General features: G+C 40.6%; 13 protein-coding genes. 4 read left to right on the forward strand and 9 right to left on the reverse strand.

Annotated features, from left to right (window positions below):
* Nucleotides 1-31: 31 nt before the first annotated feature.
* The 6 genes from hemF to CXF76_RS02295 form a co-directional block, all read right to left on the reverse strand.
* Nucleotides 32-982 carry an oxygen-dependent coproporphyrinogen oxidase gene (gene hemF, locus CXF76_RS02270; RefSeq protein WP_101162961.1) on the reverse strand — a complete coding sequence of 317 codons (951 nt, stop codon included), beginning with the start codon at nucleotides 980-982 and terminating at the stop codon, nucleotides 32-34.
* A 1-nt stretch (nucleotide 983) separates the two neighbouring features.
* Nucleotides 984-1,547: an L-threonylcarbamoyladenylate synthase gene (locus CXF76_RS02275; RefSeq protein WP_004335153.1), complete on the reverse strand. Its 564-nt coding sequence runs from the start codon at nucleotides 1,545-1,547 to the stop codon at nucleotides 984-986.
* A gap of 25 nt (nucleotides 1,548-1,572) precedes the next feature.
* Nucleotides 1,573-2,148, reverse strand: coding sequence for a DNA topoisomerase family protein (locus CXF76_RS02280; protein WP_024607303.1), 576 nt, complete (start codon nucleotides 2,146-2,148; stop codon nucleotides 1,573-1,575).
* A 114-nt stretch (nucleotides 2,149-2,262) separates the two neighbouring features.
* On the reverse strand, nucleotides 2,263-2,736 hold the full coding sequence (locus tag CXF76_RS02285; protein WP_101162962.1) for a DUF494 family protein: 474 nt from the start codon (nucleotides 2,734-2,736) through the stop codon (nucleotides 2,263-2,265).
* A 1-nt stretch (nucleotide 2,737) separates the two neighbouring features.
* The gene (dprA, locus tag CXF76_RS02290) at nucleotides 2,738-3,829 is read right to left on the reverse strand and encodes a DNA-processing protein DprA (RefSeq protein ID WP_101162963.1); all 1,092 of its coding nucleotides are present in this window, start codon (nucleotides 3,827-3,829) and stop codon (nucleotides 2,738-2,740) included.
* Nucleotides 3,830-3,860: 31 nt separating this feature from the next.
* Nucleotides 3,861-4,979, reverse strand: a complete 1,119-nt coding sequence (locus tag CXF76_RS02295) for a LysM peptidoglycan-binding domain-containing protein (protein ID WP_101162964.1) — start codon at nucleotides 4,977-4,979, stop codon at nucleotides 3,861-3,863.
* A 118-nt stretch (nucleotides 4,980-5,097) separates the two neighbouring features.
* Here CXF76_RS02295 and def point away from each other — a divergent pair, with 118 nt between their 5' ends.
* The 4 genes from def (at nucleotide 5,098) to trkA (ending at nucleotide 9,330) form a co-directional block, all read left to right on the forward strand.
* Nucleotides 5,098-5,601 carry a peptide deformylase gene (def, locus tag CXF76_RS02300; RefSeq protein WP_007584168.1) on the forward strand — a complete coding sequence of 168 codons (504 nt, stop codon included), beginning with the start codon at nucleotides 5,098-5,100 and terminating at the stop codon, nucleotides 5,599-5,601.
* Between the two features lie 24 nt (nucleotides 5,602-5,625).
* Nucleotides 5,626-6,579 carry a methionyl-tRNA formyltransferase gene (gene fmt, locus CXF76_RS02305; protein ID WP_101162965.1) on the forward strand — a complete coding sequence of 318 codons (954 nt, stop codon included), beginning with the start codon at nucleotides 5,626-5,628 and terminating at the stop codon, nucleotides 6,577-6,579.
* Nucleotides 6,572-7,867 carry a 16S rRNA (cytosine(967)-C(5))-methyltransferase RsmB gene (gene rsmB / locus CXF76_RS02310; protein WP_007584175.1) on the forward strand — a complete coding sequence of 432 codons (1,296 nt, stop codon included), beginning with the start codon at nucleotides 6,572-6,574 and terminating at the stop codon, nucleotides 7,865-7,867. Before fmt ends, rsmB begins: the two co-directional genes overlap by 8 nt.
* An 86-nt stretch (nucleotides 7,868-7,953) precedes the next feature.
* Nucleotides 7,954-9,330 (forward strand): Trk system potassium transporter TrkA, encoded by a 1,377-nt coding sequence (gene trkA, locus CXF76_RS02315; protein ID WP_004335170.1) that lies wholly within the window; start codon nucleotides 7,954-7,956, stop codon nucleotides 9,328-9,330.
* 81 nt (nucleotides 9,331-9,411) lie between these two features.
* Here trkA and CXF76_RS02320 read toward each other — a convergent pair whose 3' ends face one another.
* The 3 genes from CXF76_RS02320 to CXF76_RS02330 form a co-directional block, all read right to left on the reverse strand.
* Complete coding sequence (locus tag CXF76_RS02320; protein ID WP_007584177.1) at nucleotides 9,412-9,627, reverse strand: EF-hand domain-containing protein; 216 nt, start codon at nucleotides 9,625-9,627, stop codon at nucleotides 9,412-9,414.
* A 278-nt stretch (nucleotides 9,628-9,905) separates the two neighbouring features.
* Nucleotides 9,906-10,118, reverse strand: a complete 213-nt coding sequence (locus CXF76_RS02325; RefSeq protein WP_004335174.1) for a calmodulin — start codon at nucleotides 10,116-10,118, stop codon at nucleotides 9,906-9,908.
* 139 nt (nucleotides 10,119-10,257) lie between these two features.
* A complete protein-coding gene (locus tag CXF76_RS02330; RefSeq protein ID WP_004335175.1) occupies nucleotides 10,258-10,470 on the reverse strand; it encodes an EF-hand domain-containing protein in 213 nt (70 codons plus the stop codon).
* Nucleotides 10,471-10,491 lie beyond the last annotated feature (21 nt).

The raw sequence follows: 10,491 nt of genomic DNA on the forward strand, positions 1-10,491 counted from the left end.
AATTAGCGCCTTTTTGATTACTGTGTAATTGTTATAATTGCCATTCTCTGGCTATCAGCTCACTTGGTTTACTAGTTAGCCACTCTTGCGGGCGTAAGTAATACTGATATAGGTTAGCTTCTGAGCTACTTGGCTCTGGTTTATAGTTATATTCCCAGCGTGCAAGTGGTGGCATAGACATTAATATAGACTCAGTGCGCCCGCCACTTTGTAATCCAAATAAAGTGCCTCTATCCCATACTAAATTAAACTCTACATAACGTCCGCGCCGATAAAGCTGAAAATCACGTTGTTGCTCTGTGTATTCATCATTTTTACGACGTTCAATAATAGGTAAATAGGCATCTAAAAATCCATTACCCACCGATTGCATAAACGCAAAACTCTTTTCAAAACCAAGTTCGTTTAAATCGTCAAAAAACAAACCGCCTACTCCGCGCGTCTCGTCTCTGTGCTTTAAATAAAAATACTCGTCGCACCATGTTTTATATTTTGGATAAACTTCACTACCAAATGGCGCACAAATGTCGTGAGCAACTTGATGCCAATGCAGTACGTCTTCTAATACTGGATAAAAAGGAGTGAGATCAAACCCGCCACCAAACCACCATATTGGCTCTTCGCCTTCTTTTTCGGCTATAAAAAAGCGCACATTGGCATGACTTGTTGGTACATGAGGGTTTTTAGGGTGAATAACTAACGACACACCACACGCATGAAAGCTGCGCCCTGCAAGCTCTGGCCTGTGTGCTGTTGCAGAGCCTGGCATTGAAGCGCCAAATACGTGTGAGTAATTAACTCCGCCTTGCTCTATTACAGTACCATTCGTGGTTACACGTGTGCGACCACCACCACCTTCTGCTCGCTGCCAGTTATCTTCTATAAATTTAGCACTGCCATCTGCAGCCTCCAAACCTTGGCAAATAGTGTCTTGCAAAGCCATAAAGTATGCTTTTACTTGATCTAATAATTCGCTTTGCATATTAACCTCTAAATATTTTGCCAGTCATGGCGTCTTTTATTGTGCTTGGTTGAGTATTACCACCTAACGGCTCGTCAACGTAAAAGCCAACTTGTTCTGCAAATTGCGCTTTGGCTTGCTCAATACTAATTACTGTTTCTTGACCGGTTAAGTTTGCACTGGTTGATACTAGTGGCTTACCAAACTCTTGGCACAAACGCTTTACTGTTGGATGGTTTGTTACTCTTACTGCAATGGTATCAAACTGCCCTGTGAGCCATTTAGGCGTATTTTTAGATGCAGGCATAACCCATGTAATTGCAGCAGGCCAACTCGAAAAAATATCAGCTCGTTTATCCATTGGTATTTTTGCATCATCTACGTATTTTAATAATTGTCCGTAGTTATCAGCAATTAAAATAAGTCCTTTTTCAACCGGGCGCTGCTTAATAGCTAATAGTGCCTCAACGGCTTGTTGATTATCTGGATCACAACCTAAACCATATACAGCTTCTGTTGGGTATAAAATAACTTCGCCTTGCGTTAAGCATGTTATTGCAGTGGGCGTATTTGAAAGGTCTGACAAAGTAGTCTCCAGATATAATTAAACGTTATTCAGTTGGGGTGAGCTTATGCATGCAGCTTTTTTGTGGGCATTGCAATAATGTGCCGTTTGCCATATTTCTCTCTATGACGATAGGCCAGTTACATTCAGGACACGGGTGTTCAACCGGTTTATTATTAAGTGTGTATTTACAACTTGGATAGCAATCACAAGAATAAAATACTTTACCAAATTTATTACTGCGCGCGACTAAATGACCTTTTTTGCATTTAGGGCAACTTGGCAAAGTGTCTTCGCTTTGTTTTTCTTCATTTTCGTTAGCAATGTAATGGCACTCTGGATAACCCGTACACCCAATAAACATACCGTAGCGCCCATTTTTAACCACCAGCGGTTTGCTGCACTGCGGGCATGCTGAATCTTCAAGAACTTTAATTTCGTTACTATCGTGATGTGCCAACGGCCTAATAAAATCGCATTCAGGGTAACTTGCGCATCCTAAAAAAGGGCCTGATTTACTATTGCGGATCACTAACTCTGAACCACACTGTGGGCATATCTCGTATTCTTTTTCGAGGGCGTGCTTGTTCGCCGAGAAAAGCGAATGGTCGATTTTACTCATGGTGATCCTAATAGGTTAGTGAATTTTCGCCTAATATACCCAAACCACTTAAAGATACAAGCAATGCCGTGCTTATCCGTTTAAGTAATTTGAGTACAATTAAGATAATTATCTCTAATGAAGAAGTTCGCTGGGTTCATCAAAAATCAAATCTTCCATTTGCTCATATGCCTCTTCAGAGCCAGGAACATTAAACAAAATCATAAGTACAATCCATTTTAAATCTTCTAGGCTTATGGTTGCTTTATCTAGTGAGGCTAAACAGTCCATTACCATCTCACGAGTTACATTGTTAATTACGCCTATTTGCTCAATAAACATTAAAAAGCCACGACACTCAGCACTGAGCCTTTGGCATTCACTATCGGTAAATATACGCACAGCATCTTTAGGGTTAGTAATAAGATAAGGAGACTCGTCACTGTGTTGTAAATCGGCGAGTTGCTCTAACCAATCGAGAGCTTTAAATATCTCAGGCTTATTAAAGCCCGCGCGCAGTAGCTCATCGGTTAATTCATTTTGCTCTGCAAATATATCCGCTTCGCTATGAATGTAATTTTCAAAAAGATATAAAAGAATATCAAACATATTACCTCCCTGCGCTTAACTTAATATAACCATCTAACACTCGCTCAATCTGATCGTCTAATTCTAAATCGAGCAACCTAGCCAGCACTTTGTCTATTGGCCACTGTGCGCGACGTACAATGTCGTCTACGCTGGTGACTTCAAAGCCAATACTATTTAAAACCTCGCATTGAGAATTTGCCTGAATAGGCTGCTCTTTGTTACATACATTATTGTCGTAAGTAAAACTCACCTCATCAAGAATGTCAGCCACGTTTTCTACCAGCTTAGCACCTTGCTTTATTAAAAAGTGACTTGCCTGCGCTAACGGGTTTTTAATAGAACCCGGTACTGCAAATACCTCTTTATTTTGTTCAAGCGCATAACGTACTGTAATTAACGAACCGCTTTTAATTTCAGCCTCAACAATAAGCACTCCCAACGATAACCCAGAAATAATACGATTTCGGCGCGGAAAGTTATGCGCATGAGCAGCTGCCCCTGGTAAAAACTCACTCACCAACAGGCCGCTTTCTAAAACTTGGTCTGTTAATAGTTTATGGCGTTTAGGGTAGTAAATATCAACCCCAGTACCAAGCACCGCTATGGTTTTACCCGTACCAGCAAGAGAGCCCTTATGTGCTGCTCCATCTATTCCCCGTGCCATACCTGAGGTAACTGTAATACCCGCTAAAGTTAACTCGTATGCAAATTCTGATGCTATTTCAAGCCCGGTAGGTGTGGCATTACGACTCCCTACAATTGCAATTTGTGGAGTAGATAATAACGAGACATCTCCCCTACAAAATAGTAATAAAGGCGCACTGGCAATCTGTCGGAGATCTTCTGGATAAAGCGCATCAAAAATACAGACAACCGTAATGTTGTGCAGCGTAATTAATTGCTCATAATGACTGACTTGTTGCCAATTGGTATTGAGTAAATTACTCGCCTGATTAGCGGTTAATCCAAGCTGTAAAAGCTTGTCATGAGGTAAGTCGAATAACGACCCAAGGGAATAGTTTGTAGATAGTGCTAAAAGGGTTTTGATACCCAACCCTTTACACATATAAAAGGCAAGCCAGTGGGCTAGCTTGCCAGATGACTGATCCATGCTCTCTCCTAGAGCACCGACTCGCTACTTCTTAATGAATAACTGCAATATCTCCAATGCGAATTGGGTGCTGGTTTTTAGTTATTAATGCATAACTTATTTTGTCATACACTTTAAAGACAATTAGCTCGCCAACTTTTTCTTTAGGCATAGTCCACGTTGTGCTCTCTTCGTCAGACTCACCACCAAATAATTGGCTCACATCAGATAAAAGCTTCTCGTATTTACTAGAATCTTCTGGATAACGAGGGCCACGAGGACCATCAATAATCGTTGGCGATTGACGTTCTAGATCTAATACATGACCCGCTTCTATGTTTTGTTCACTGCCTAAGTTTAGCACTACAACATCCATTGTGCTGAATTCTCTAACTTGTCGTGGGGAAGCAATAATATTCCCTGTTACAGGCTCAGAAGGACGGTGAATATTAAAGTACGCAGGAAGCATTTGACCTTCCATTGCCGGCATTAAAAAATCGCCTTGCTGAATTTCTCGTTTAACAGATTCAACACGTAATGACGAAGGCACGCCATTGTGTTCATCACCCGCTCTAAACGCACGTGCGATACCCACGTAAGATGCACGCGTTGCTAACACTTCACCGGTTAAATCGGTGTAAGGGTCACCTTTATGGTAAATGGCATATGCTTTATGTACTTGTAAGTCGCCTTTAACATATAAAATATGGCCTAACGTTTGTGTTTTAGTATTTTCGTTAGCACCTAAAATATAAGGTTTGCCTTTAATATCGTCACTGTTCATTGCTTGTTCGTAACTGATATACGGTTTGATCATTTCAAGCGGCAAAGTAGTAATAGCATTACGCCCTTTTGGTGTAATACGACCCTGAGGAGATAGCTTTCTATATCCTTTATTAATCACTAAACGTGGGTTTCCATCTGCATCGTATATCAGCGCTAATGCATCACCGGGGTAAATTAGGTGCGGGTTGTCAATTTGTGGATTCATTTGCCAAAGTTCAGGCCATAGCCAAGGCTCATCTAAATAGATGCCAGAAATATCCCAAAGTGTATCGCCTTTTTTTACAACATACTGTTTTGGTGCATCTTTTTTTATTTTAAGCACGTCAGCAATTGCGGGAAACGCAGCACTTAACGTAAGCATGATTGCAAGTAATGGAGATTTCATTGAGCTTCCTTGTATTGTTTTTTCATTATTATTGCCCAAAACCTGTTAAAGGTGAACGCGAATGGCTAAAATAAGAGCATACAATACCCTAAATTAAGCACAAGTGAAAAAGGTAACTATGGCTAGGTTAGAAGTTTTAAGATTTCCAGATGAACGTTTACGTACTATAGCAAAAGATGTTGCACAAGTTGACGACACAGTACGTCAAATTGTAAAAGACATGCTAGAGACAATGTACGATGAAAATGGCATTGGACTTGCGGCCACGCAAGTAGATATTCATCAACGAATCGTTGTTATTGATGTATCAGAAGAGCGCGACGAGCCACTGGTATTAATTAATCCACAAATCATTAAAAAAGACGGCTCTACCGTTAGCGAAGAAGGCTGTTTATCAGTACCTAACTCGTATGCAAAAGTAGACCGCGCTGAAACAGTAACAGTCGCTGCACTTAACGAAAACGGTGAAGAGTTTGTACTAGATGCAGATGAATTACTGGCTATTTGTATTCAACACGAACTAGATCACCTTCAAGGTAAGCTGTTCATTGATTACTTATCTCCATTAAAGCGCCAACGTATTCGTAAAAAGCTTGAAAAAGAAGCTAAATTTGCAGATTAGTAATAAGTACCTTAGGAAAACTCAGTGACTCAACCATTACGCATTATATTTGCCGGTACGCCGGACTTTGCAGCACGTCATTTACAAGCGCTGATACAAAGCGAACACCAAATAGTGGGTGTATATAGCCAGCCAGATCGCCCTGCAGGTCGTGGTAAAAAATTAAAAGCCAGTGAAGTGAAAGAGCTAGCGCTTGAGCACAACTTACCGGTTTTTCAGCCACAGTCATTAAAAAATGATGAAGCACTAGCAGAGCTAACAAGCTTAAATGCCGACATTATGATTGTTGTAGCGTATGGCTTAATCTTACCTAAAGCTATATTAGAAGCCCCACGTTTGGGTTGTTTAAATGTGCATGGCTCTATATTACCGCGCTGGCGCGGCGCTGCACCGATTCAACGCGCAATTTGGGCAGGTGATGAACAAACCGGCGTAACAATAATGCAAATGGATGAAGGGCTAGATACCGGCGATATGCTACATATAAGTCGCTGCCCTATTAGCACGACAGAAACTAGCGCTAGTTTATATACAAAGCTTGCTGAGCTAGGTCCAGACGCGTTAATTGAAACCATTAATAAATTAGCTAATGGCGAGATCACCCCTGAACCTCAAAATGATGAACTTGCTAACTACGCTAAAAAGCTTTCTAAAGAGGAAGCTAATATCGATTGGTCAATAAGTGCACTGCAAATTGAGCGAAACATTCGCTCTTTTAATCCATGGCCAGTGTGCTTTACCCAAATGGGTGGGCAAACAGTAAAAATTTATCAAGCGCAGGTTGTGCTGCAATCAGGTGATCCTGGGCAAATTTTATCAAGCGATAAGAATGGCGTAGTAGTGGCGTGTGGCGAACAGGCTTTATGTATTACGCAATTACAGCCGCAAGGTAAAAAACCAATGGCAATTAACGACTTTTTAAATGGTCGTAGTGACTGGGTTACCCCTGGCACAATATTAGGCGAAAACAATGAGTAATGTTCCAAACGTACGAGCGCTTGCCGCTGAAACTTTATATAACGTAGTTGATAAAGGCGCATCGCTTAATCAAGAACTTCCATTTGCAAGCCAAGGCTTGCCGCCTAAAGATAAAGCGTTGCTACAGCAAATTTGTTATGGCGTTTTACGCTACTTACCGAGCCTTGAAAATTACTGCCAACACTTAGTAGAGCAGCCATTAAAAGGTAAACGTAGAATATTTCAGTTTTTATTATATGTAGGTATTTATCAACTGCAGCATATGCGCGTACCACCACATGCTGCAATTTCAGAAACTGTAAACGCACTGGCTCAACTACGCGCTTTAGGATTAAAAGGGCTGATAAACGCCATTTTACGTAGTTTTCAGCGCCAACAAGCAGAGCTTGAAGAAAAAGCGAAGCTTATTCCGGTATGTTTATACAACCATCCAAATTGGTTTATTAAACAGGTGCAAACAGCCTACCCAGATAGCTGGGAAGCACTACTTGAAGAAAACCAGCAACAAGCACCAATGTGGCTTCGTGTAAATCAAGCACAATTTAGCACGCAAGAGTACAGCGAAATGCTTAGCGCTAACGATATTGAACACACCTTAAACCCTGACTTTATTGATGGGATTAAGCTTGCCAAACCACGTGATGTATTTTCGTTGCCTGAGTTTGATACAGGTGCATGTTCAGTACAAGATGCTGCAGCACAGTTGGCAGCCCGCTTTTTAGAACCTAAAGCAGATGACTATATTTTAGATGCCTGTGCAGCACCTGGCGGAAAAACGTGTCATATATTAGAGCTTGCTGATGCTGATGTACTTGCACTTGATAGCGACTCAACTCGCCTTGAACGCGTTAAGCAAAACTTAACTCGTATTGGCTTAGGTGCAGACCTACAATGTGGCGATGCCTCACAACCACATACTTGGTGGGACGAAAAATTATTTGATCGTATTTTGCTTGATGTGCCTTGTTCAGCCACTGGCGTAATTCGCCGTCACCCTGATATAAAATGGTTACGTCGCGCATCAGATATCGAAGACTTATCTAAGTTACAAAACGATATCCTTGATAGCATTTGGCCACTGTTAAAACCAGGTGGCACATTGGTATATGCTACGTGTTCGGTTCTTCCACAAGAAAACCAACAGCAAGTTGCTAAGTTTTTAGCTAATAACGATGATGTAGAACATATACCTCTACACGAAAATGATACCGTAACAACTCCAGGTTTGCAGTTACTGCCCGGTGAAAGTGATGGATTTTATTACGCTAAGCTAGTTAAAAAAGCCTAATAGCCGTACACTAAATAGTTAGCCATTTATGAAACATTAAATGGCTATTTTTTTAATTAAATTATGATCAATACCACGGGTAAATAATGAAAATAATTATACTCGGTGCCGGGCAAGTTGGTGCTACGCTTGCTGAAAACTTAGTTGGCGAACAAAACGAAATTACCGTTGTTGATATAGACGGTAACCGATTACGTGAACTTCAAGATAAGTACGACTTACAAGGGGTTATGGGCCACAGTGCGCATCCTGATGTATTACGCCGTGCAGGTGCTGAAGATGCCGATATGATTATAGCGGTAACCAGTTCAGATGAAGTGAACATGGTTGCATGCCAAGTGGCGTACAGTATTTTTAAAACGCCCACTAAAATTGCCCGCATTCGCTCAGAGCAATATTTAAAATACCGCGAAAAACTATTTCAAAACGATGATTTACCAATCGATCATTACATTGCTCCCGAAGCACTGGTCACTAAGTATATTCGCCGTCTAATTGACTACCCTGGTGCTCTGCAAGTATTGCAGTTTGCTGATGGCATGCTCTCGTTAGTAGCCGTAAAAGCTTACTATGGGGGTTTATTAGTAGGTTATGCGTTATCTGCACTTAAAGAACATATTCCTAATGTAGAAACTCGTGTTGCCGCTATTTATCGTCAAGGTAAAGCAATCAAACCACTGGGTACCACCGTTATTGAAGCCGATGACGAAGTATTCTTTATTGCCGCTACAAAACATATACGCGCAGTAATGAACGAGCTACAAAAACTTGAGCGTTCGTACAAAAAAATTATGATAGCTGGTGGCGGTAACATTGGGGCAGGCCTTGCCCGCTCACTTGAAAAAAACCACACCGTTAAACTAATTGAACGCAGTAAAGAACGTGCCGAGCAACTCTCAGAAATGCTCGATAACACGGTCGTCTTTTGTGGTGACGCATCTGATCAAGAACTGCTCTCAGAAGAGCATATTGAACAAGTCGATGTATTTATTGCCGTAACCAACGACGATGAAGCAAACATTATGTCGGCCATGCTTGCAAAACGTATGGGCGCACAAAAAACCATGGTACTTATTCAACGTGGAGCTTACGTTGATTTGGTACAAGGCGGCGAAATAGATATTGCCATATCGCCACAACAAGCAACTATATCAGCGTTATTAACGCACGTACGCCGTGGTGATATTGTTAACGTGTATTCACTGCGTAAAGGCGCAGCAGAAGCCATTGAAGCGGTTGCTCATGGTGATGAAAACACATCTAAAGTTGTTGGGCGCGCGATTGCCGACATAAAACTTCCTGCAGGTACAACCATTGGGGCAATAGTACGTAATGACGATGTGTTGATAGCTCACGATGATACAATTATTATGTCGGGCGATCATGTCATCATGTTTTTAATCGACAAAAAACACATTACCGTTGTAGAAAAACTATTCCAAGTAAGTGCTATATTCCTTTAACTAGTTACTCTAATTAGTTAATTTAATACACAAAAAAGCCGCTGACTAAGGCGGCTTTAATGGAGTATGCTTAAATATTGATTACTGTACTTTTGAAAACTCTTCTTTAGAGATTTCACCATTACCATCAGTATCCAAATCATCAAAAATCTTTACAAGCTGAGGGTTAACCTTTGCTTCTTCCATTGTAATAGCACCGTTACCATCTGCATCAAAAGAGGCAAAATCTACTGCGGCATATGCTGCTGATGAAGATGCTAAAACGATAACTGCAAGTGTTGTATTTAATGTTTTCATAATAATATTCCTAGTAATATGGGAAGTCCTTTTCAAAGATCCCTGACTGTGAAAAATGTTTAATCTGAAAAAAGATTAGTTAACCTGTACTCTGGTTAAGAGATTTACTAACGTATTGAATCATGGTGATATTTAAATTTATTTTCTCTAGCCAGAGATTTTCAGTGAAAACAAGGCGAATTTACGCGTCAATAGCTGGCCTATTGCAAGTAAATTCAACGCAGTTAGCGCTGAAAATAGCTGCTCGAGATAGATTTATTATCCAGAGTTCAGGTTAATTAGTAATTAGCGAATTCTTCTTTAGAAAGCTCGCCGCTACCGTCGGTATCTAGCTCAATAAATTCAGCCATTAAATCTGTATCGACTGCCGCTTCGCTTGGGCTAATTGTGCCGCTACCATCGATATCAAGGCTGTCAAAATCTGATGCTGCAAATGCAGCGGAAGAAGATGCTAGTACTATAAGTGCTAATGCTTTATTTAAATGTTTCATAACTTAATCCTTCAATGTTCTATCAAAAAAATTGCTTCGTTTAACTTAAAACGTAATTTTCCACTTCCTTGTTATCCTCTTTCGTAAGCTCCCTTGCCTACTTAGGTGTCTTTGGCAACTCAGGATAAATACTTTTTAATTAAGCTTCTGAAAATTCTTCTTTTGATAACTCACCATTTTGGTCAGTATCAAGCTCAGAAAACATGCTCATTAGCTTTGCATCTACTGATGCTTCTGCTTGGCTAATTGTGCCACTGCCGTCTACATCCAGTGTGTCAAAATCTGTTGCAGCAAAAGCGGCTGAAGAAGATGCAATAGCGATAAGTGCTAAAGTTTTATTAATACTTTTCATAATATGTATCCTTCAAATTTA

It is taken from the genome of Pseudoalteromonas sp. 78C3 (assembly GCF_002836695.1).
In the GTDB taxonomy this organism is placed as follows: Bacteria; Pseudomonadota; Gammaproteobacteria; order Enterobacterales; family Alteromonadaceae; genus Pseudoalteromonas; species Pseudoalteromonas arctica.